Source organism: Porphyrobacter sp. TH134, assembly GCF_002855495.1.
Lineage (GTDB): Bacteria > Pseudomonadota > Alphaproteobacteria > Sphingomonadales > Sphingomonadaceae > Erythrobacter.
Genome location: NZ_PKRO01000005.1, coordinates 121581 through 144045, shown reverse-complemented (window position 1 = coordinate 144045; position 22465 = coordinate 121581). Strand labels below are relative to the sequence as shown.

Genomic DNA, 22465 nt, shown 5'->3' with positions numbered 1-22465 from the left:
GCCGAGGCCGAAGAGCGCTACTACGCCATGCTGGACGACACGCCCATGGCTGCATAATTTGATGAAACTGGCCTCCGGCAATCCCGGGGCGGTTCAGGGCTTTAGCTGCTTTTTCACTTGGCTTCATAGCTTTAGCTCCCTGTGAGAGCAGTAAAGCAGAAAAATCAGCCGCGGCAAAGCCGCAGCCAAGAGGCGGCCCTTACCCAGCTTCGCTTCAAAACGTTTTCTGCTTCGCAGCCCCGCCGGCCGGAATGCGGCATCTTCGCATCTTTGCGTGAAGCATTCGTACCACCCTCGCCCGCCCCTCCACCACCTTCGGTGGTCCCCCTCCCCTTGAGGGGAGGATTGGAGGCCTTATCCCCCTCCCGCCTGCCCCCGGCCTTCGCCGGGGCGGGTATCGCGTTTAGGGGTGGGAGCGAGCGGAGCGAGCTTTGCTCCGGTGCGCCAGAGACAGGCCCACCCCCGGCCCCTCCCGCAAACGGGAGGGGAGCCGAACTGCCCTTGACCCACAAGGACCGCTCGTCCTGAGCTTGTCGAAGGACTGTCCTTCACTTCCGCCCATGCGTGCGCTCAAGAAAGTACGGCCCTTCGACAAGCTCAGGGCGAGCGGGTGGAGAGGTTACTCCTCCCCCATCCGCAGCGCAGCAATGAAAGCCTCCTGCGGAATGCTCACATTCCCATACTCCCGCATCCGCGCCTTCCCCTTCTTCTGCTTGTCCAGCAGCTTCTTCTTCCGGGAGATATCGCCACCATAACACTTCGCCGTCACGTCCTTGCGCATCGCCGCAATCGTCTCGCGCGCGATCACCTTGCCGCCGATGGCGGCCTGGATCGGGATCTTGAAGAGGTGGCGGGGGATCAGGTCCTTGAGGCGCTCGCACATGCCACGGCCGCGTTCTTCGGCGACGTGGCGGTGGACGATCAGCGAGAGCGCGTCGACCGGCTCGGCGTTGACGAGGATGTTCATCTTCACAAGGTCGCCCTCGCGCGTGCCGATCTGTTCGTAATCGAAGCTGGCATAGCCGCGGCTGATCGACTTCAGGCGGTCGTAGAAGTCGAACACCACTTCGTTCAAGGGCAGTTCGTAGCTCACCTGCGCGCGGCCGCCGACATAGGTCAGTTCGGTCTGGATGCCGCGGCGGTCCTGACACAGTTTCAGGATCGCGCCGAGGTATTCGTCAGGGGTGTAGATCACCGCCTTGATCCACGGTTCCTCGATCATCTCGATCCGGTTGGTATCGGGCCAATCGGCGGGGTTGTGGATGTCGATCACCTTGGCATCCTCGGTCTTGGAATGGCCGAGGTGGATGCGGTAGACCACGCTTGGCGCGGTGGTGATGAGGTCGAGATCGTATTCGCGGCTGAGGCGTTCCTGAATGATTTCCAGATGCAACAGGCCGAGGAAACCGCAGCGGAAGCCGAAGCCCAGCGCCGCACTCGATTCCATCTCGAAGCTGAAGCTGGCATCGTTCAGGCGCAGCTTGCCGATGCTTTCGCGCAGCTTTTCAAAGTCGGCGGCGTCCACGGGGAACAGGCCGCAGAACACGACCGGCTGGACTTCCTTGTAGCCCGGCAGCGGGGTGTCGGAGCCGTTCTTGACCGTGGTGATGGTGTCACCGACGCGGGCCTGCTCCACCTCCTTGATCTGGGCGGTGATGAAGCCGATTTCGCCCGGGCCAAGCTCCGTGAGGTCGGTGCGCTTGGGGGTGAAGCAGCCGACGCGGTCGACGAGGTGCTGGGTGCCGCCCTGCATGAAGCGGATGTTGAGGCCCTTGGTCAGCTTGCCGTCGATCACGCGCACAAGGATGACGACGCCGAGATACGGGTCGTACCACGAGTCCACGAGGCTGGCGGTCAGCGGCGCTTCGATCTTGCCCTTGGGCGGCGGAATACGCTCGACCACGGCTTCGAGCACTTCCTCGATCCCGATGCCCGATTTGGCGGATGCGAGGACGGCGTTGGATGCGTCGATCCCGATGATCTCCTCGATCTCGGCGCGGACCTTTTCGGGCTCGGCGGCGGGGAGGTCGATCTTGTTGATGACGGGGACGATCTCGTGGTCGTGCTCGATCGACTGGTAGACGTTGGCGAGCGTCTGCGCCTCGACGCCTTGCGCGGCGTCCACCACCAGCAGCGCGCCTTCGCAGGCGGCGAGGCTGCGGCTGACCTCGTAGGCGAAGTCGACGTGGCCGGGGGTGTCCATCAGGTTGAGCTGATAGGTCTCGCCATCCTTGGCCGTGTAGTTGAGGCGCACGGTCTGCGCCTTGATGGTGATGCCGCGCTCTTTCTCAATGTCCATGTTATCAAGGACTTGCTCGGACATCTCACGCGCGGTGAGGCCCCCGGTGAACTGGATCAGCCGGTCAGCCAGGGTCGACTTGCCATGGTCGATATGGGCGATGATGCTGAAATTGCGGATTTTGGAGAGGTCAGTCATTACCCCGCGACTTAGCGCCGGGCCGAGCGGTTGTCATTCGCCAAAAACGCAACATCTACCCCTGCTGCGCAGCATATCCGAACTTGGGGATCGCCCCGCCCTGATCGATGCCGATGAACTTGCCCGGCGCCAGCGGTGCCAGCGGGTTGCCCGCTGCGGCCAAGGCGTAAGGTGACACCCGATTGCGGGTACACAGCCCGCCCGATCCGTCTTCGATCAGCGACTGTTCGAACTCCAGACCCTGAACATCGCCATTGGACCGCGTGACGGTGGCAACCGCCAGCTGCCCGCCGCCCAGATCGACGACGAACTGCGTTCCGCGTGGCACATCGGCCAACCCCTCGATCAACGCGCCCGTCTTGGACAGGTTGCGCAGCGTGACCTCGTAGGCGTAGTCGTCATGGATCACCTGGATCTTGCGGAACACCGTCCGGCGCCGGGCGCGGCGGGTGCGTTCGGTGCCGGGCTCGATCTTCCATGCACCGCCTGCCAGCTCCTGCATGAGCATGTCTTCGTCCACCGGCTCGCTGAAGATCGGGCCTTCCAGATAGCGCACACCATTGGCGGTAAGCGCGCCCAGCAAGTCAGCGCTTTCGATGCCGCCCGCCATGGTATCCATCTGGAGCGCGCCCGCCAGTGCGACAATGGCGCGGACCAGTCCCAGTTCGCGGCTGTCATGCCGTTCGGCTTCGGCCACCAAACGCTGGTCGATCTTGATCGCATCGAAAGGCGCGCGGCGCAGGTACGCGAGAGAGGAGTAGCCGCTGCCAAATTCATCGAGCGTCAGGCGCACCCCGAGCTTGAACAGGGCGGCAAGCGTGCGGTCAACAATGCTGGCGTCGCCAAAGAACACCGCCTCGCTGATCTCCAGTTCCAGCCGCGCCGCACTGATCGCAGCACTGTCGATCGCATCGGCGACGAGGCTCACGAAGTCATCGGCAAGGAACAGCGCAACGGGTACGTTCACCGCAACCCTGACGCTGTCCGGCCACGAAGCGGCGCCTTGGCAAGCGGCCCCAATCGCCCAGCGCCCGACATCGCCTTGCAAGGCCGAACCTTCGCCGATCTGCGCAAACTCCTCTTCGTCAATAACGCCGCGTTCGGGATGGTCCCAGCAAACATGAGCCTCAAGCGAGGCAACCGCGCCGGTCGCCGCCTCGACAATCGGTTCAAAGCGCAGAAACAGTTGATGGTCGCGCAGCGCTGTGCCGAGATCTTCTTCGAGCCGGCGGCGGAAGATCGTCTCGTTTTCAAGCTCGCCCGAATAGAAGCGGTATTGCCCGCGGCCGCCATTCTTGGACGCATAAAGCGCAAGGTCCGCTGCCCGTACAATGTCTTCGCGGGTCACACCGTCATGCGGTGCAATCGCAATGCCAACCGAAGCGCCGATGACGCAGCGGCCCTCTTCGAGGCTGTAAGGCTGGCGCAGCATGGTGATGATCTTCATGGCCAGATCGCCGAGCACGCCGCGGTCGTCGACATCGGGCAGCATGATCTGGAATTCGTCGCCGCCCAATCGCCCGATTTCGCATTCGCGGTCAATCGCACGGGTCAGACGAGCCGCCACCTGCTTTAGCAGCTCATCGCCGGCACTATGGCCAAGGGTATCGTTGACATGCTTGAACCGGTCGAGATCGAGCATCATCACAGCACAGTTGCGCCGGGCGACCTTAAAGGCGGTCAGCGTCGCATCGATCTGCTGCGCCATGCGGTGGCGATTGGACAGGCCGGTCAGGGAATCATAGCGCGCAAGCCGGGCGGTCTCCGCCTCGCGGTGATACTCGTCACTGATGTCAGCCCCGGTGCCGCGAAAGCCTGCAAAGTTGCCATCAGCGTTGGTCACCGGCTGGCCTGACAGGCGCAGTATCGTTCCGTGAAGGCTGCGGGCAGCGCGCACAGGCATGCCCGCGAAAGCTTTGTGGGCGCCCAGCATCAGGGCGAGCGACTTGCCCCGCTCCTCTCGGTCGGCAGCGGTGAAAATCGTCGCCAGCGGTTGGCCGATCAGATCGCCAAGGGGGAGCGCCAACCGCGCAGCAATGGCCGGTGAAAGGTATGTCAAATGCCCGTGCGCGTCGCTCGCCCAGAACCAGCCCAGACCGGACTGTTCAAGCTCATCGAGCATGGCAAGCCGTTCACCATCGGACATGATCGAAGCCGATGCCGAAGGTGCGGGCGCAGGCGCAGGCGTGCTGCGCGCGGCTGCATTGCTGCGGGAAGACAAGAGACCCTTCAGGGACATCTCGCAGTGACACCTCCAAACCCAAGGGAACGGCTGGCATGCCTGCCTCGCCGCACCTTATTCGCCAAAACGTAAGCGCTGATGGTTATTTTTCTGCTAAGGCGAGCCTGCTTGAGGGCCACAGGCGGGGCCAGAACCGGGGCCAGAACCAGAGGGCGGCTGCATTGCTGCTGGCCGCTGTGCGAGCTACCACCCGCTAGCGCTGGCCGATGGCCCCTGCTGCCCTTTGAGCACTGAAAAGGCCCCATCAGCGCGGCGACGCAGAGGGGCGTGGAATTCGATCCCCACCCGGTTTTCGCGCGACCAGCGTACCTGCGCTGTGACCGATTTGTCGGCGGAAAACTCGATCCGCAGCGCGCTGCCTGCTGGCATATTCCACAGGCCTTCGATCATCGCGCCGCTTTCAGAGATGTTGCGCAGCGTCGCATTCAATCGATTGCCGTTGTGGACGATAACAACGCGGCGAAGCAGGTTTTGGCGTGCCGCCCGCGCCGATTGCGGACCGTCCGCCTCGGCCACCAGATTGCCCGAGACCAGCGCGGTCGCATCGGCCGCGTTCATCGGCTTGAAGTAGATATAGCCCTGCACGTGGCTGCATCCCAGCAGGCGCACCAGTTCAAGCTCGTCCAGCGTTTCCACACCCTCTGCGGTGGTGTCCATGTGGAGCGCTTCGGCAAGGCTGGTAATCGATGCAATGATCGCGCCGTTGCGGCTGCCTTCTTCGGTGGCGCCCTGCACGAAGCTGCGGTCGATCTTGATTTTGTCGAACGGTGCTTTCTTGAGATAGCCCAGCGACGAATAGCCGGTGCCGAAATCATCGAGCGCCAGACGAACCCCGACCCGTTTCAGCGCCTTGAACATCGCATCGGTGCCCGAGGTGTCGTTCAGGAAAACGCTTTCGGTGATTTCCAGCTCAAGCCGTGAGGGCGCAACACCGCTATGGGCCAGCGCGTTGGCCACAATCGTCGGCAGTTCGGGGTTGGCGAATTGCAGGGCCGACACGTTGACCGCGCAGCGGATCGAGCGGGGCCAGCGGGCAAGGTCGGCGCAAGCCGTGCGCAGCGCCCATTGCCCCATCCGGTCGATCAGGCCTGCATCCTCGGCAATCGGCACAAACTTCGCCGGGCTCAGCCAGCCCTTGCGCGGGTGGTTCCAGCGCATCAATGCTTCGAAACCGACGATCTTCTCGTTCGCGGCATAAACGACGGGCTGATAATAAACCTCAAACTGGCCCTTGGCGATCGCTTCACGCAGATCCTGCTCCAGTTCAGCCCGTTCTTCTGCGGCTGCGTGCAGATCCTCGGCGTAAAAGCGATACACTCCGCGTCCGGCATCCTTGGCGGCATAGAGCGCAAGGTCGACATTGCGGATCAATTCGTCACTGTTTGCGCCGTGCTCAGGCGCCAAAGCGATGCCGACTGATGCTCCGATCACCACGCTCTGACCTTCCAATGAATAGGGCTGGGAGAGCGAGGCAATGATCTCCTGCGCCAGATGGCCGAGAGTGCTGCGATCCTGATGACCGGGGACGATCACCTGAAACTCGTCGCCGCCCAACCGTCCGCAGCGTCCCGCCTGTCCGATCGCCCGTTCAAGCCGCTGCGCCACTTGCTTCAGAAGCGCATCGCCTGCGGGATGGCCCAGCGTATCATTCACATGCTTGAAGCGATCGAGATCCAGCATCAGCACCGCGCAGGCCCGCTCGCGCCCGCTGGGGGCGGCGAGGATCTGTTCGAGCGCCTGGCTCATCTGCACCCGGTTGGCCAGCCCGGTCAGGGAATCATAATGCGCCAGACGCGAGACCTGCTGTTCGCTGCGGCGCTTTTCAGTGAGGTCGGTGCCGTGGCCGCGAAAGCCGCAAAAGTTCTTGAAGCTGTCATAAACTGGCCGCCCGGCCAGCGCCCACCAGCGTTCATCGCCGCTGGTTGCCGCGCGCACTTCGACATCTTGAAAGGCAGACCGGGCCGATAGGTGGAAAGCCAGCGTGCGTTCAGCGTCGGCGGCGCCCTGACTGGGATCGACGATTTCGCTCAGCGACCGCCCGACCACCTGATCGGCGGTTTTGCCCAGCACCATGGCTGCCTTGGGCGAAATATACGTGAGAAGGCCGCGGCGATCGGTTTCCCAGAACCAACCCTGCCCGGTTTCCTCAAAGCTGCGCAGGATGTCTTCGGCGCGGGCCGCCACCCGTTCGCGGGCTTCGCGGGCGTCGCGGCGTTTTTGTGCAGCCTTCCATTCCAGCCGTGCGATCAGTGACAAGGTCAGCGCAGCGGCAATGACCGCCGCAAATGTCGCGGTGGCGGGAACAAGGATGGCAAACCCGGCCCAACTGGCAATTTTGGAGCAGAACAGCGAAATAATCCGCATGTCGAACAACGCTGCTGCTGCGGCGTTGATGCACACCATCGTTCCGATGGCCCACTGCCACGGCAGCCCCTCGCCCACCCACAGTGCCAGCGCGAGCCCTGCGCAGGCCATCGGCAGCACAATCGCCACCAACACGGTGGCCAATCGCAAGGCGTTACCGATGTTGGCCTGGCGTTCGGTCCGGGCAAACAGCGAACCACAGGCGAACAAAGCCGCCGACGCCAGTGCGAGGCTGATGGTTGTGGTCGACGGAAGGCCTTGGAAAACAACAGCGGCAATCGCAAATGCCGCGACCAGAAACAGGGTCATGCCCCCTGCCTCGCGGGGCAGAAAGAAGCTCTGCTCGCTCGCAGGTTCGTCAATCGCCTGCGTCAGGCCGCCGGCCTTTTCGGCCTGAAGACGCTGGGCCCCCCGCCGCTCGCCGCGCGCGCGCAGGTCCTGCACGACTTCCCCGCCGCTCTTTTTGTCTGCAACCGCATGCAAGCCCCGGCCGCCGCCCGGCGGGCGCGGTTGTGGCGCTGCAAACTTACGGATCGGTTCCCCAGACATAAGGCGTTGGTGCCCCAACAGCATTGAGAAAATCGTGAATCGAGATGCTTAATTCTTTCAGATTTAGCACGTGCAACCATGAAGCCAGCGATGGCGCCGCACTTGCAACTTGGCACCCAACGCTGCATTCTGATCGCAGAGGCCACGTTAACCCGCCGTCGCTCGCGACACCGGGCAGGATGGCCGATCAAAAGGGGATCCCATGGCACGCACCGAAGTGAAGCTTGAGAACGAAGCCGCCCAGTCCACCAACGCGTTGGGCCCGCTGATCGGCGTCGCCCGGGAAGACTTCGTCAGCGCGGTGGCCTTGCTGCTGCGCGAGACGGCATCGGACCCCTCGCGCTTCATCCGCCACTCCACCGCGATGGCGCAGGATATGGTCAAGATCCTGACGGGCAAAAGCGAACTCGCGCCCGATCCCAAGGACAAGCGCTTCATGGATCCCGCCTGGGCCTATAATCCGTTCTTCCGGGCCGGCGCACAATATTACCTCGCGGTGCAAAAGGGCATGCGCGGCTGGCTGGACGAGCTTGAACTTGATGAGCTTGAACGCAACCGTGCCAACTTCATCGCCAATATCATTCTGGATGGGCTGGCCCCGACCAACACGCTGATCGGCAACCCGACAGCACAAAAGCGGGTGATCGACTCGGGCGGCCTCAGCCTCATCAAGGGCCTGCAAAACGCCTACAGCGATCTGGTTCACAACAAGGGGATGGTCAGCCAGGTCGATAAGCGCCCGTTCAAGCTGGGCGAAAACGTTGCGACCTCAAAAGGATCGGTCGTGCTGCGGACCGAAATGATGGAGCTGATCCATTACGCTCCGTCGACAGATGAAGTGTACGAAATACCGCAGCTCACCATCCCGCCGCAGATCAACAAGATGTATATCAATGATCTCAGCCCCGATAAGTCGGTGGTGAAGTGGCAGGTCGATAACGGCATCCAGACCTTTGTAATTTCGTGGCGCAACCCCACCAAGGAACAAGGCAAGTGGGGCATGGCTGATTACGTCTATTCCTGCGCCGAGGCGATGGAGGCGGTCGCCGCGATAACAGGCGCCAAGAAGGTCAATGTTTCCGCCGGATGTTCGGGCGGGCAGACAGCGGCGATGCTTGCGTCGAAACTGGCCGCCGACAAATCCGATCTGCTCGGCGCGCTGACTTTGATGGTTTGCGTGTTGCACCCGATGGCGACCGATATCGAAGCCGGATCGCTGGTCAGCGAAAACGGCATGAAGCTTGCCCGCCAGCGCGCCAGCAAGGCGGGCGTCATCAAGGCCGATGATCTGGCCCGCGGCTTTGCCTGGCTGCGCCCGAACGACCTGATCTGGAATTACGTCATCAACAATTATCTGCTGGGCAGTGATCCGCCAGCCTTTGACGTGTTGTTCTGGAATGCCGACGCCACCAATCTGTCCGCCAGCCTGATGGGCGACTTCCTGACGGTCTATGAAACCCTCGCCTTTACCAAGCATGGCGAAGTCGAGATGGTCGATCACAAGGTCGATCTGTCCAAGGTGACATCCGATCTGTTCATCCTTGGCGGCGTGACCGATCATATCACGCCGTGGAAGGCGACCTATCGGTCAACCCAGCTGTTCGGTTCGAAGGATGTTACCTACGTGCTTTCGCAGAGCGGCCACATGCAGGCGATCCTTAATCCGCCGACCAACCCCAAGGCCAAGTATTTCGTGCAAGCCAAAAAGGGCAAGCTTCCTGCCACGGCGGACGAATGGTTGCAGGGTACCCAGGAGGTCAAGGGAAGCTGGTGGCCGCTTTGGATTGAATGGCTTCAAAGCCGTTCAGGCAAGAAGAAGCCGGCGCCGACCGCTCTGGGTAATGGCACTTACCAGCCGATGGATGCTGCGCCGGGACTCTACGTCGTCGAAGAAGTCTGATATTGCGATGCAGCGCGCGGCCTCGGGGGACAGAGGCCGGAGCGCGCAACGAGCTTGTGGGCGCGCGCGTTTAGGGATCGACGTGCGCGCCCAACCCGCGCCGTATCAGGCGCACAGAAAGGACGGGTTTTTGTGGCCAATGCAATGGACGGCGCTGTCGTCACGATGGAGCAAGTGGGCGGTCGGACGCTACGGACTGCGGCGTGGCGGCTCGATATGCCCTCTGATCACCTGCCCATCCTGTTCTTCAACGGCATCGGCGCCAATATCGAAGCGGTAGCGCCCCTTGCCGCGGCTTTGCCCGAGCGCGGGTTCCTGATGTTCGACATGCCCGGCACCGGCGAATCGCCTGATCCGCTGATCCCCTACAACCCCTTCACCATGAGCTGGACCGCCGCGCAGTTGTTGGCGCGTTACGGGCTGGATCACGTCGATGTGATGGGTGTTTCGTGGGGCGGCGCAATGGCGCAGCACTTCGCGCTCCAGCATCCCGGCCGCACCCGCCGCTTGACGCTGATCGCCACGACCCCGGGAATGCTGATGGTGCCCGGCAACCCCGCCGCCTTTACCAAGATGGCTGACCCGCGCCGTTACATCGACCCCGAGTTCATGAACGAGCATTTCGCCACACTTTATGGCGGGGTCGACAAGGATGGGGCAAAGCACCAAAAGGACAGCCACATCGGCCGCCTCAAGCCCCCCTCCCCGCGCGGTTACATGTACCAACTGCTCTGCATGATGGGCTGGAGCAGCCTGCCTGCCTTGCCCTTCATGACCAAAGAAACGCTCATCATGATGGGCGAGGACGACCAGATTGTTCCTGTTATCAACGGCAAGATCCTGAAAGCGATGATCCCCAACGCGCGGCTGCAAACCTTCGCCGGCGGCGGGCACCTGTTCTTGCTGACCCATGCCGATGAAAGTGTTGCGGCGATCCGGGAGTTCCTCGACGCGCCTGAGACGGAGAAAGAAGCGCGCAAAATGGCGCGCGCAGCCGCTTAAAGCCGCTGCGCCGCTAAGCCGCCGGGGGCGGGACGAGGCCGATGCCCTGCATCAATGCCGCCTGCCCCACCATGACCGCCAGCCAGTAGAGCGCCGCCAACACCGTCTGGCGCCATGCGATTGCGTGCGCCATAAACGTCACCGCGAGCACCGGCACCACAAAGCCAATCCAGATCACCACCGCGCTGCCGATTGCCATCACCCATTGATCCGCCTGCGCGGGGGCGAGGATCAGGGCCCCGGCAAGGATTGCCGCGAGCCAGAACTCGGCAAGCGCCGTTCCTGCCAGCGCCGCCCAGCCCGGCAGCAGCATGCCAGCAGCGCGCATCCACACGTAACCGATGACCAGTCCCAACAAGGTCGCTGCCGCGATCGGCCAGACGTTGAGGAGGATATAGATCATGAATGCTCGCTCCACTCTTCAACGCCGCCAGGCTCGGCTGTTGCCGGGGTGCCTTTTCCGGCAGGAACGGGTTGGTTCTCAAAACGGCCGCTTTGGGACGAAAAGCCCGCACAAGCTGCCGCATCAATGGTGCCACTCCTGCGCGGCCCCCTCTCAGCCGACCACTACCCCGCGCCAGAAGGCGATGCGATCCTTGATCTGGGCGGCGGCATCCTTGGGTTCGGGGTAATACCACGCCGCATCGGTGTTGGTGGCGCCGCCCACGGTGATGCTGTGATAATGCGCGGTGCCTTTCCACCCGCAGTGGCTGGTGGTCGCGCTGTCTTTCAGGACATCGGCATTGACCGATGATCGGGGAAAGTAATGATTGCCCTCCACCACTACGGTCTCGTCACTTTCGGCAATGACGGCGCCATTCCATGTTGCTTTGACCATCATTCATGCTCCCTGCGCGCTATACGCTTGCCATCATTGACCACCCCGGCTGACCCCGCACTGCCCGGCTTGGGGCAGCCGCCCCGCTTCTGCCAGCGCAGTGGCCGCTTCGCGCGGGCGGTCGGTGGCGAGAATGTCGACGCCTTCCTTGCCGAGTTCGGCATAGCGGTCATCCATGCCGAGCCGGTCGATCACGGCATCGATCGAGCGCGGCGGGCGGCCGAGCGTGCCGAAGATAACCTCGATGTTCTGACCGTCCAGTTCCCTGTAGAGGTCCGGGCGCGGCAGGCGGGTGCCGGTAAAGGCGACCATGTTTTCATCAGGGATGCCCGCGGCCTTCAGCGCCGCGACATCGCCGGGGGCATCGACCGAGACCGACAGCAACATTTCCGGCGCAGCGCGGTGAAGCGCCGCGGCTTGCTCCACCGAGTAAGCGATCAGGATCACGCTGTTTGCCATCCCGGCCGCGCGGATCGCGGCCACCACAGCTTCGACATTGGCCGAGCGTTTGAAATCGATCTGGAGCACGGTGCGGCCGTTGGCCCAGGTCAAGGCCTCGGCCAGCTGCGGGATCGCATAGGGCGTAACCCAGCCCCAATTGTCCTTGAGCTTCAATTCGCTAAGGCTCGCCCAGGACAGGGTTGCCGCCTCGCCCGAACCCGTGGTGGTGCGATCGAGCCGGTCATCATGGAGCAGGAACAGCACACCGTCGGCGCTTTGTGCCACGTCAACCTCCATGATCGCCGGTTGCGCCGCCAGCAGCGCATCCATCGTCGGGATCGCATTTTCCGGCAAGCCGGGTGTCGGCCCGCCGCGGTGGGCGGAAATCAGGGTCTGTCCAGCAGCCTCGAAGCAGTCGAGCATGGCGGAAAGGTTGCTTTCCGGGGTAAGCCGCCACGCGCCAGCATCTTGCGCAGCCACCGGCGAAGCCAGTGCGGCCAATCCTAAAGCGGATAATGAAAGTGTGCTGAAAAGGCGCATTATTTTGGCTTTCAGAGGAGCTTCGCCGACTAAACCACCGGCTGCCGGCTGCACGGGCAGAGGCTCAGGGTTCGATCACAATGCCCTTGGCCGGGTCGATCTGGCCTGTGACCATAGCGGTAAAGACGGTGCGGGCGGCTTCCAATCCGGCGTGACGCTCGATCGTCACGGTTCCCTCGGCAGCCTTGAGGAATTCATGCCAGGCCGCGGCAACCAGCTTTCCGCCCTCGCCCGGACCGTGCGCCTTGAAGAACGCGACCGCATGGTCCGGGGCGAAGAACAATGCAGGCTTGGGGCCGGGCAGCGGCTCTGCCCCGCCGAAGGTCGAACGCGCCTCGATGTGGGTCATGCCAACCAGCGCGGAATGCGCGAGCGCCGCGTCGAAATGGCGGTGGATTTGCGCCAGCACATCGGCATTGCCGGCAAAGTCGACACTGACGCTGCGGAGCACTGGCACGCGCTCGAAGTCATCATAGGCGATGACATCATCGTACAGACCGGTGGCTTGAACGAATGCGATGTTGCCCGGCGATGTCAGCCCGATGCGCTTGACCTGCGGCGAAGCCTGCCGCGCCACACTCGCCAGCCCCAAGGCGGTTTTGGACGATGCACTGGTGACAATCAGTTGCTCAGCCCCGAACCAACTGGCTGCGCGTAGGAAGTATTCGATCAGAAACCCGGTGCGGAACAGCGGGCCAAAAATCATCCGTTCCGCTTCCCGCGCCGGATCATGCTCCGGATCGGCGGCGAGCCGGGTGTAGCTGTTATAGACCGGGCTCATCGGCTGGCGATAATCGGTGGTGTCCAAAAACCCGCCTGCGCTGATACGCCCCGGGATGACATCCAGATGGCTTGCCATCGGCAGATAGCCGTAAACGCGCTCACCCGCGGCAATGTCAGGATGGCGGCTTTCGGCCACTCGTGCATGCCCCCACATCGGCACAATGCCGAAGCCTTCGGGCGCCGGAAAGAAGTCCCAATATTTGAAGCTGTCACCTGCCACGGCATAGGTGACATTATTGGCGGTCACCGAAAAGCTCTCGACGGCAAGCCGCACCGCCCCATCGGACAAAGGCGCCAAGGGGATGTCTGCCAGCACGGCATCATGCAGCGCCGACTTGCGGACGTGAACCTGAACAGCATTCATCGACAACGCCTCTCGTTGCGAGCGGGCTATCACACCCGCATCGGCATCAGCACATACAGGGCGCGGGCCTGTTCATTCTCGCGGATCAGCGTCGGGGCGCCGGCATCGGCCAGATGCAATTCCACCGTATCACCGCTGATTTGCCCAAGGATGTCTTTGAGATAATTGGCGTTAAAGCCGATCTCCAGCCCTTCGGCGCGGTATTCAGCGGCCAGTTCTTCCGCCGCAGTGCCATTGTCTGGCGACGTCACCGACAGCGTGACGCGGTCCTGGTCCAGACCGATCTTGACCGCCCGGGTCTTTTCGGTCGCGATCGTGGCCACGCGGTCCACGCCCGAGAAGAACAGCTTGGGATCAACCTTCAGCAGCTTGTCGTTCGCGGTCGGAATGACCCGGCTGTAATCGGGGAAGGTGCCGTCGATTAGCTTGCTGGTCAAAACCACCCCGCCTTCACCGCCCATGGTGAAGCGGATCTTGCTGGCGCTGAGATCGATCAGCACGTAGGTGTCGATGGCCTCATCCAGCAGCTTGCGAAGCTCGCCCACGGCTTTGCGCGGCACGATCACATCAGGCATCCCCGCAGCGCCCTCGGGACGCGGCACGGTGAACCGCGCGAGGCGGTGCCCATCTGTCGCTGCTGCCTTGAGCAGCGGCTCGTCCTCGTCGGTCACGTGCAGGAAAATGCCGTTGAGGTAATACCGGGTTTCCTCGGTCGAGATCGCAAAGCGGGTGCTGTCGATCAGTTCGGCAAGCAGGCGCGCCGGAAGCTCAAAGCTGGTCGGCAGATCGCCTTCGACGATCACCGGGAAATCATCACGCGGCAAGGTCGGCAGCTTGAAGTTCGACCGGCCGGCCTTGACCTCAAGGCGGTTGTCATTGGTGGTCAGACTGACCTGACTGCCATCGGGCAGCTTTCTGGCAATGTCGAACAAGAGATGCGCTGACACCGTTATCGCGCCCGCCTGGTCCACCGAGGCCGCCGACATGGTCTCGACCACTTGCAGATCAAGGTCAGTCGCCATCACGCGCACGCTGCCGCCGTCGCTGGCATCGATCAGCACGTTCGACAGGATCGGGATCGTGTTGCGCCGTTCCACCACGGATTGAACATGGGAGAGGCACCGCAGCAGCGTCGCGCGTTCGATCGTGGCCTTCATCGCTTGTCCCTATTGATCTTGTGTCTTGCTGGGGCCGACAAGGAATCGGCTCCAGAGCCTCGGAAAATACCCTGAAACCTTAGCGTTCGCCGCAAGACGGGCAAGTTGGCGGCTTTGCGCGGGGTGACACGGCTGGGGATAAGGCGCGGTAAATTACCCCAGCATGGCCATTCCGCCGTTCACATGCACGGTTTCGCCCGTGATGTAGGCCGCCTCGCGGCTGGCGAGGAAGGCGACGGCTGCGCCGATTTCCGCCCCCTCGCCCATCCGGCCCATCGGAATGCGGCCATTGATGGCCGCCTGCTGCTTTTCGTCGAGCGCGGCGGTCATCGCGGTACGGATGAAGCCAGGGGCGACGCAATTGGCGGTGATCCCGCGGCTGGCGACTTCCTGCGCAAACGCCTTGGTCATCCCGGTCAGACCCGCCTTGGCGGCGCAATAGTTCATCTGGCCCGGATTGCCGGTTGCGCCTACAACGCTGGTGATGTTGATGATGCGGCCAAAGCGCGCCTTCATCATCGGCTTGGCCGCGGCACGCATCAGGCGGAAGCTGGCTTCGAGGTTGATGCGGATCACCTGATCCCATTCATCATCCTTCATCCGCATCCCCAGATTGTCGCGCGTGATGCCGGCATTGTTGACGAGCACGTCCATCGTCCCGAGTGTATCGAGCATCGCCGGGATCAGTTCTTCAACCTGCGCGCTGTTGCCCAGATCGCAGGTAATCTCGACATGGCCATCATGGTCGTGATGCGGATAGGCTTCGTTCAATTCGTCGCGAAAAGCGCGCAGTTTCGCCGAATTGGAGCCCGAAAGCGCAAGGCGCGCGCCTTGGCTGGCCAGCGCGTGCGCGATGCTCGATCCGATGCCGCCCGACGCGCCGGTAACCAGCGCGTTCATACCCTTCAACGAAAACATCACGCGATCTCCTTCGCAAAGGCTTCAAGGTCAGCCATGGTGACAAGGCTGGTCACCCGTGCCTCCTTGTCGATCCGCCCGACCATCGGCCCGAGCACCTTTCCACCCAGTTCGACAAAGCTTTCCACCCCATCGGCCCGCATGGCAAGCACGCTTTCGCGCCAGCGCACCCGGCCTGTGACCTGTTCGACCAGCAGCGCGCGCTCGGCATCGGGGTCGGTGACGGCAGCAGCGGTGACGTTGGCATAAAGCGGCAGCAGCATCGCGCCCGGCGGGGTTTCGGCAAGTGCTTCGGCCATGCGCGCGGCGGCAGGTGCCATCAGCGAGGAGTGGAACGGGGCCGAGACGTTCAGGATCATGCCGCGCTTGATCCCGTGCTCCTTGACCAGTGCAACCGCACGTTCGATCGCGCCGGTATGGCCTGACAGCACGATCTGCGAGGGGTCATTGTCATTGGCAACCTCGCACACTTCGCCTTGGGCGGCGGCTTCAGCCAGCGCCTTGGCCTGATCGATATCCGCGCCCAGCAGCACGGCCATGGTCCCCTCGCCCACCGGCACGGCCGCCTGCATCGCCCAGCCGCGCAGCTTGAGCAGGCGCGCCGTATCCGCCAGAGTGAAGGCACCGATACTGGCAAGTGCGGTGTATTCGCCGAGCGAATGGCCCGCGACGCAATTCGCGGTTTCGGTCAGTTTTACCCCGAAATCGCGCTCCAGCACCCTCAAGGTGGCGATCGCGTTGGCCATGATCGCTGCTTGAGCGTTCTCGGTCAGGGTGAGGCGGTCCTCGGGCCCTTCGCGCATCAGCTTTGACAGGTTCTGCCGCAGCGCCTCGTCAACCTCGCCGAACACTTCGCGCGCGGCCGCGCTCGCATCGGCCAGCTCAGCCCCCATGCCGACTTTCTGGCTGCCCTGCCCCGGAAAAATGAACGCGCGCATCAACGACCCTCTTCATGAGTTTTGGCGCGCGCCGTTACGTCCGTGTGGGCGGACTGGCAAGGCCGAAGGGCACAACCCTGTTGGCAGAAGTATGGCCGATCAGCGCGCGGCCAAGGTAGGGGATGCCCGCCCGATCACACCAGAAACGGGCGATGTCTTCCTCGCTCTGGCCGAATTCGACATAGTTTTCCGGTATGTCCGTGACCGAGCCCAGACGCAGCCCGGCAAGGCGCGGGAGTGTTCCGGCCAGATGAAAGAACATCCGGTCAATCGCATAGAGATGTTCGGCCACTTCCTCGACCATGACGACATGACCGGTCAGATCCGGCATGATCGGGGTGCCCGCGATCATCGCCAGCGTGATGAGGTTGAAGGCGGCGACCGGCGTGGTGCCATCGATACTCGGCTCCACCCCGCTGGTATCACCGCCAAGCCACTTGAGCACGCGGCGGATGGCGTCCCGTCCGCCCTCCGATCGCGCGCTGACCGGCATCGAGCCGTGGACGCTTTGCCCAATCCCGGCCCGGTACAGCGCTGCCAGCATATAACCGCAATCGGAAAAGCCGACGAAGGTCTTGGCCCGCGCCGACTGGTTCATCTGCGCCACCGCCGCCTCGGCAATGCGGTTTGAACCATAGCCGCCCTTGGCAAACCAGACGACATCAAAGGCCGGATCATTGGCGCATTCCAGCAATGCGGTCAGGCGGCGCAGATCATTCCCGGCAAAGTGGCCTTCGCGTTCGAAGCACTGGTCGTGGAAGGTGACCCGGTGGCCGGGAAACTCAGCGGCGACCAGTTCTTCCAGCGCGATTTGCTGTTCGCGGGTAATCGGCGTGGCGGGCGCGCAAATGGCGATATTCGTCATGGAATGCAGCCTATGGCGCTTGTCAGGGGGCACGCAAGCCAATAACCAAGCAGGATATGGATAATCGGGTGAAGGCCGGGACGCTTGCAGAACGTCCGCTGTTCTTTTGCGGCATCGGCGGGTCCGGAATGCTGCCGCTGGCGCAGATCGCGCAAGGTCTCGGCGCGCCCGTCGCAGGCTCTGACCGCAGCCGGGATCAGGGCCGCACGCCTGACAAGTTTGCGTGGATGGAGGCCAACGGCTTTATGCTGTTCCCGCAAGACGGGAGCGGCGTGACCTCGCCCGATCAGGTGCTGATTGCCTCGGCCGCGATCGAGGATACTGTCCCCGAAGTCGCCCGCGCGCGCGATTTGGGCTGCGAGCGGATGAGCCGCGCCGAATTGCTGTCGCAGATGTTCAACACCGCCGATTTTTCGGTCGCGGTGGGGGGTACCTCGGGCAAGTCGACCGTGACGGGCATGATCGCCTGGATCCTCCACGAAGCCGGCCACGACCCTACGGTGATGAACGGCGCGGTGATGAAGAACTTTGTCTCGCCCGCCAATCCCTACGCCAGCGCGCGCATTGGTTCGCCTGATCTGTTCGTCAGCGAGGTTGATGAAAGCGACGGCTCTATCGCGCTCTATCGCCCGACCATAGGCGTGCTGCTCAACGTCAGTCTGGATCACAAGAGCATCGAGGAACTGCGCGTTCTGTTCGGCAGTTTCGTGGCGACGGCGGGTACAGCCGTGGTCAACCTCGACAGCGCGGAAGCCGGATATCTCATCCCGCGGGCACGTGCCAAAGTCACGTTCGGGATCAGGGCGCGACAGGCCGACATCACGGTTGACCCGGATTCCATTGACCAGAGCGAGTTGGGCGTCCGGGCGGCGGTGATCGATAACCGCAGCCGTGAGGTGTTCCCGCTGATCCTGCCAATGCCGGGGCTGCACAATCTGTCCAATGCGCTGGCTGCCATCGCAGCGGCGAGCGCGGCGGGAATCGCGGTCGGCCACGCTGCCTATGCGCTGCGCAGCTTCGATGGTCTTGCCCGGCGCTTCGACGTGATCGGAACCGCGCCATCAGGCATCACGGTGATCGACGATTTCGGGCATAATCCGGAAAAATGCGCCGCCACCTTGCGCACGTTGAAGGCCACCCCGGGCCGGGTCATCGCCTTCTTCCAGCCCCATGGCTATGGCCCTTTGCGCCAGATGGGGGAAGAACTTGCCGCAACCTTCGCGCGCGAACTGGGGCCGGATGACATCACGCTGATGTGCGATCCGGTGTATTTCGGCGGCACGGTTGACCGCAGTGTGGGCAGCGAGCGGATCGTTGCGCTCATCAAGGTCAGCGGCGGACAGGCAGAACATATCGCCAACCGCGCCGACTGCGGTGATCGCATCCTTGCCCTCGCCCGCCCCGGTGACCGGATCGTCATCATGGGCGCGCGTGATGACACGCTGACGGACTTCGCCCGATCAATCTTCGCCCGGCTGGCGTGAACCTTTACGCAAAAGCGACACGCCATGCCTGGCGGATGCTGGGGAGCGTCGCCTTTGGCGTGCTGCTGGTCGCGGCGGTGGACCGGATCTGGGGCCATTCCAACATCGCCTTTGCTGCTGCGATCCTGGTGCTGCTGATCGCCAATGCCCCGATGCTCCGCTTCAACTGCCCGCGCTGCGGCAAGAATGCCTTTTTCCGCGGGCCTTTCGTGATCCCCTGGCCCAATCGCGTCTGCACCCGCTGCGGACAGGATCTGCGTGAGACCCATTCCCAAAATCGCTGATGGATGATGCACCAGCGCAGCGCTAGCATCGCACCTCATGCACGCCCGTGATTTTTCGCTCGACACGCTGCTCGCAAATTGCGCTGCCCGTCATGGCCACCGGCTTGCAACAGTCGATGGCACGCAGCGTCTGACCTGGGCGCAGCTGGACGCCCGCGTTACCAACCTCGCCCGCTGGCTGCTGGAGCGCGGGATCGCGCCCGGCGACCGCATCGCCCTTCTGCTGACCGACGGCGCCCCCTTTCTGGCCACCCTGCTGGCAGCAGGCCGGATCGGAGCTATCGCAGTCCTGCTCAACTGGCGCCTCGCACCCGGCGAGATCGCGTGGATCTGCGGCAACGCCGAACCTGCGATGACTTTCGTAAACCCACGTTTTTCAGACCTTCTATCAGGCGCCGCAGCGGGCGAAGTTCACCAGGTTGATGAATCACACGCTGGCGATGGCTTTTTCGAAACCGTTGCAGGAACCGCCCCTGGGCCAATCCAACATGGCTACGATCTCGGCTTGAACTTGTCCCCCGATCGCCCGATTTACATGATGTACACCAGCGGCACGACCGGGCGGCCCAAGGGTTGCCTGCAAGCGGGCAGCGCGGTTGCCGCCTCCGCGCTCGGCTTTGCCCAGCATCGGCGCTTCACCCCCGAGGAACGGCTGCTTTCGGTCAATCCGCTGTTCCATGTGGTGGGTATGCAGCAGGTCGCCGCGATGCTCGCTTGCGGGGGCACCAGCGTGTTCGCAGGCCGCGATGACAACAACGCTGCAATCCTTGACCTGCTCCACCGCGAAAGCTGCACCACGACCAGTGCCTTTCTTACGATCTGCTTCCCGTGGCTGGGGATGGAGCCGGTTCGCAATGGGATCATGCCGCTTGCCAGTTACACCGGCGGGGCGGGCATGGGCCGCCCGCAAATGTACGAATTCATCGAGCGGGACTGGGATGCCCGCGTGATCGGCGGCTACGGCCAGACCGAAATCTGCGGCTTTGCGACCTTCATCGATTACCCGGACATGCTGGAAGCCCCTCGATCAATCGGCTGGACCCTGCCGCATGTGACCATGGCCGTGCTTGATCCCGATGGCCAATTTCTGCCGCCGGGCAAGGAAGGCGAACTGTGCCTGCGCGGACCATCGGTGATGCTGGGCTACTGGCGCAATCCCGACGCGAGCGAGGCCGCATTGGGACACGGCTGGCTGCGAACTGGCGATCTCGGCACGATGGATGACCGCGGGCGCGGCTACTTGCTGGGCCGCGCCAAGGAACTGATCAAAACCGGCGGAGAAAATGTCTATCCGGCTGAAGTCGACGCGATCTTCGTCGCCATGCCCGAAGTTGCCGATGCGGGCTGCTGCGGCGTGCCCGACAAGCATTGGGGAGAAGCGGTCAAGGCCTTTGTGGTGCTGAAACCCGGTTGCGAGCTGACCCGCGCCGACATTACCGCCCGGTTCAAGGGCCAGATCGCCGGTTACAAGCGTCCACGCTACATCGAATTCGTGGACGCCCTTCCGCGCGATCCGATCGGCAAGCTGTTGCGGCGCGAATTGGCGGCGAGGCACGTAACGCCCGATCAGGCCGCATGATTTGTCAGAGGGCTGTCGAAAATCGGGTCTCTCAATAATATCAAAGATTTTTTGCAAATCTATAAATTATCATTTTATAGTATTCACCTTTAAACAATCATACCTTGCAGTTTTTCAAATTGTTCCAAATTATTTTGATTTTTGATTTTCACTTCCTTTTTGATTTTCAGTCCATCATGCTTGAAAATGGCCATAAAAATCTTAAATGACTGTTGCCCCATCTTGCTCGTCTGAGCAAGCACCTGTCTGGCGGCCTTTCTTTGCAATCGAAAGTGACTTCGGTTGGCTATCCCAAGAAAGAAGAACGCGCGCCGTTCCGCATCCGCTGACAGCCGGACCAGACCGGCTTTGAAGGGACAGCGACCATGCCAGCAACACTCAAGGCGCATTTCGAGGTGCCGCAACCTCATGCGACCATTGGCTATTTCCTGCTGGTGCATCGCTTTCCGGAGCAGTTCAAACGGCTGTTTCGAGCAATTTATGCACCGGGAAATCAGTATGTCGTGCATGTCGACAAAAGCTCTGGCGCGGCGATGGCGGATGACATTGCGGCATTTCTGGAGCCCTACCAGGGGGCGGTGATGCTTGATCGGCAAGATGCGCTATGGGGCGGATACAGCCTTGTGGATGCCGAGCTTCGCGGGATGGCGCTCCTGCTCAAAATGGACCCGCGGTGGACGCACTACATCAATCTGTCGGGGCAGGACTTTCCGCTCAAAAGCCAGGATTACATCCGCCAGTTCTTTGCGGCCAATCCTGCCAAGCAGTTCATCCGCGCGCTCGATCAACGCAAAGACCGGCCTGATACCATGAACAGGATCAGTCACATGTTCACCGAAGCACGGGGCATGGTCGCTCCAACCGGGATTGCGCGCAGCTTTCTTGCCGGTGATACCCCGTTTATCGGCACCCAATGGAAAGCGGTCACGCGCAGTTTTTGCCAATATGTCTGCCACGATCCGCGTGCCGAACGGTTCAAGACATTCTACCGCAACAGCTTCATCGCCGATGAAGCCTTCTTCCAGACAGTCATCATGAACAGCGGCGATCAGGGTGAGGTGATGAACGATGATCTGCGGATGATCGACTGGGTGCCCGATGGTGACATCAAACTGCGGCCACGCGACTATGGTGTTGCAGACTTCGATGCGTTGCGGTTCAGCCCCAACTTGTTTGCGCGCAAATTCAACGCCGAAGACGATCCGCAAATCCTGACCCTGCTTGAGCGACATCTGCAATCGCCCGAGGCCAGCACCTATCGCAAGCCAGCAGCCATGCCGCAGCCCGGCCTGACCTTGCACACAACCGAACCCGTCGCGGCCTGATCGATCCGGCAGATGCGGGCGCTGCGCTGCCGGTCTGGCTGGGCGCGCAGAGGATATTGATACCGCTTGACGCAGGAGCGCTTTGGTTCCAGCGTCTTGCCTATGGTTCGCTTCGCTCGTTGGGCTGCTGCACTCGTGTGCGTTTGCGTTGCGTTTAACGCGGCCCATCCGCTTGCCGCACAGGCGACGGGCCAGCAGCCGCGGCTGGTCGAGGTGCCGGGGCTCGGACAGGTCTATGTCTTGGAGGTCATCGACCCTGATCCGCGTGCGCAGGTGCGGCCGATCAATGTGCCGGGCTATGGCACTGTCTACATCCTGCCGGTCAAGCCGCTCGACACGCGGACATCGCGGCAGGCGTGTATCGACGAGGAATTTGAACGGTTCCGCGGCGCGCCATCGCAGCTGGAGCGGCGGGCGATTGATCTGAAATGCAGCCAGCGCTGACGCGGGCTCCC

The 22465-nt window shown here is 62.5% G+C and carries 19 protein-coding genes; 7 read left to right on the top strand and 12 right to left on the bottom strand.

Annotation, left to right across the window (positions count from 1 at the left end; translation table 11 throughout):
* Window positions 1-619 precede the first annotated feature (619 nt).
* From lepA to C0V72_RS04215, 3 genes are all read right to left on the bottom strand, one after another.
* On the bottom strand, window positions 620-2437 hold the full coding sequence (gene lepA, locus C0V72_RS04225) for a translation elongation factor 4 (RefSeq protein WP_101791966.1): 1818 nt from the start codon (window positions 2435-2437) through the stop codon (window positions 620-622).
* Between the two features lie 55 nt (window positions 2438-2492).
* Complete coding sequence (locus C0V72_RS04220; protein WP_233999773.1) at window positions 2493-4583, bottom strand: putative bifunctional diguanylate cyclase/phosphodiesterase; 2091 nt, start codon at window positions 4581-4583, stop codon at window positions 2493-2495.
* 279 nt (window positions 4584-4862) lie between these two features.
* Window positions 4863-7487: an EAL domain-containing protein gene (locus C0V72_RS04215; RefSeq protein WP_233999772.1), complete on the bottom strand. Its 2625-nt coding sequence runs from the start codon at window positions 7485-7487 to the stop codon at window positions 4863-4865.
* 307 nt (window positions 7488-7794) lie between these two features.
* On the opposite strand from C0V72_RS04215, the gene C0V72_RS04210 reads away from it, so the two are divergent.
* Window positions 7795-9492, top strand: coding sequence for a PHA/PHB synthase family protein (locus C0V72_RS04210; RefSeq protein WP_101791965.1), 1698 nt, complete (start codon window positions 7795-7797; stop codon window positions 9490-9492).
* Window positions 9493-9624: 132 nt separating this feature from the next.
* Window positions 9625-10494, top strand: coding sequence for an alpha/beta fold hydrolase (locus tag C0V72_RS04205; RefSeq protein ID WP_233999771.1), 870 nt, complete (start codon window positions 9625-9627; stop codon window positions 10492-10494).
* 13 nt (window positions 10495-10507) lie between these two features.
* On the opposite strand, the gene C0V72_RS04200 is transcribed toward C0V72_RS04205, so the two are convergent.
* The 8 genes from C0V72_RS04200 to C0V72_RS04165 form a co-directional block, all read right to left on the bottom strand.
* On the bottom strand, window positions 10508-10897 hold the full coding sequence (locus C0V72_RS04200) for a hypothetical protein (protein ID WP_101791963.1): 390 nt from the start codon (window positions 10895-10897) through the stop codon (window positions 10508-10510).
* A 153-nt stretch (window positions 10898-11050) separates the two neighbouring features.
* Window positions 11051-11332, bottom strand: coding sequence for a DUF427 domain-containing protein (locus C0V72_RS04195; RefSeq protein WP_101791981.1), 282 nt, complete (start codon window positions 11330-11332; stop codon window positions 11051-11053).
* Window positions 11333-11365: 33 nt separating this feature from the next.
* Window positions 11366-12274, bottom strand: a complete 909-nt coding sequence (locus tag C0V72_RS04190) for a glycerophosphodiester phosphodiesterase family protein (RefSeq protein ID WP_172438899.1) — start codon at window positions 12272-12274, stop codon at window positions 11366-11368.
* 103 nt (window positions 12275-12377) lie between these two features.
* The gene (locus C0V72_RS04185) at window positions 12378-13460 is read right to left on the bottom strand and encodes a DUF2855 family protein (protein WP_101791961.1); all 1083 of its coding nucleotides are present in this window, start codon (window positions 13458-13460) and stop codon (window positions 12378-12380) included.
* 29 nt (window positions 13461-13489) lie between these two features.
* Entirely contained in the window at window positions 13490-14617 is a 1128-nt protein-coding gene (dnaN, locus tag C0V72_RS04180; RefSeq protein WP_101791960.1) for a DNA polymerase III subunit beta, read from the bottom strand.
* Window positions 14618-14770: 153 nt separating this feature from the next.
* Window positions 14771-15535, bottom strand: coding sequence for a 3-oxoacyl-[acyl-carrier-protein] reductase (gene fabG, locus C0V72_RS04175; RefSeq protein WP_101791959.1), 765 nt, complete (start codon window positions 15533-15535; stop codon window positions 14771-14773).
* Window positions 15535-16473 (bottom strand): ACP S-malonyltransferase, encoded by a 939-nt coding sequence (locus C0V72_RS04170; RefSeq protein ID WP_101791958.1) that lies wholly within the window; start codon window positions 16471-16473, stop codon window positions 15535-15537. The genes fabG and C0V72_RS04170 overlap by 1 nt, the downstream gene beginning before the upstream one ends.
* 34 nt (window positions 16474-16507) lie before the next feature.
* Window positions 16508-17338, bottom strand: a complete 831-nt coding sequence (locus tag C0V72_RS04165) for an LD-carboxypeptidase (RefSeq protein ID WP_101791957.1) — start codon at window positions 17336-17338, stop codon at window positions 16508-16510.
* A gap of 56 nt (window positions 17339-17394) precedes the next feature.
* On the opposite strand from C0V72_RS04165, the gene C0V72_RS04160 reads away from it, so the two are divergent.
* From C0V72_RS04160 to C0V72_RS04150, 3 genes are read left to right on the top strand one after another with little or no spacing between them, the layout of a single operon-like run.
* On the top strand, window positions 17395-18822 hold the full coding sequence (locus C0V72_RS04160; protein ID WP_101791956.1) for a glutamate ligase domain-containing protein: 1428 nt from the start codon (window positions 17395-17397) through the stop codon (window positions 18820-18822).
* Window positions 18819-19106: a hypothetical protein gene (locus C0V72_RS04155; protein ID WP_233999770.1), complete on the top strand. Its 288-nt coding sequence runs from the start codon at window positions 18819-18821 to the stop codon at window positions 19104-19106. Before C0V72_RS04160 ends, C0V72_RS04155 begins: the two co-directional genes overlap by 4 nt.
* 37 nt (window positions 19107-19143) lie before the next feature.
* On the top strand, window positions 19144-20685 hold the full coding sequence (locus C0V72_RS04150) for a class I adenylate-forming enzyme family protein (protein ID WP_101791954.1): 1542 nt from the start codon (window positions 19144-19146) through the stop codon (window positions 20683-20685).
* An 89-nt stretch (window positions 20686-20774) separates the two neighbouring features.
* Here C0V72_RS04150 and C0V72_RS16330 read toward each other — a convergent pair whose 3' ends face one another.
* Window positions 20775-21125, bottom strand: a complete 351-nt coding sequence (locus C0V72_RS16330; protein ID WP_172438897.1) for a hypothetical protein — start codon at window positions 21123-21125, stop codon at window positions 20775-20777.
* Here C0V72_RS16330 and C0V72_RS04145 point away from each other — a divergent pair.
* Window positions 21051-22010, top strand: a complete 960-nt coding sequence (locus C0V72_RS04145; RefSeq protein WP_101791953.1) for a beta-1,6-N-acetylglucosaminyltransferase — start codon at window positions 21051-21053, stop codon at window positions 22008-22010. The genes C0V72_RS16330 and C0V72_RS04145 overlap by 75 nt on opposite strands.
* Before the next feature lie 102 nt (window positions 22011-22112).
* Entirely contained in the window at window positions 22113-22454 is a 342-nt protein-coding gene (locus C0V72_RS04140) for a hypothetical protein (protein ID WP_101791952.1), read from the top strand.
* Window positions 22455-22465 lie beyond the last annotated feature (11 nt).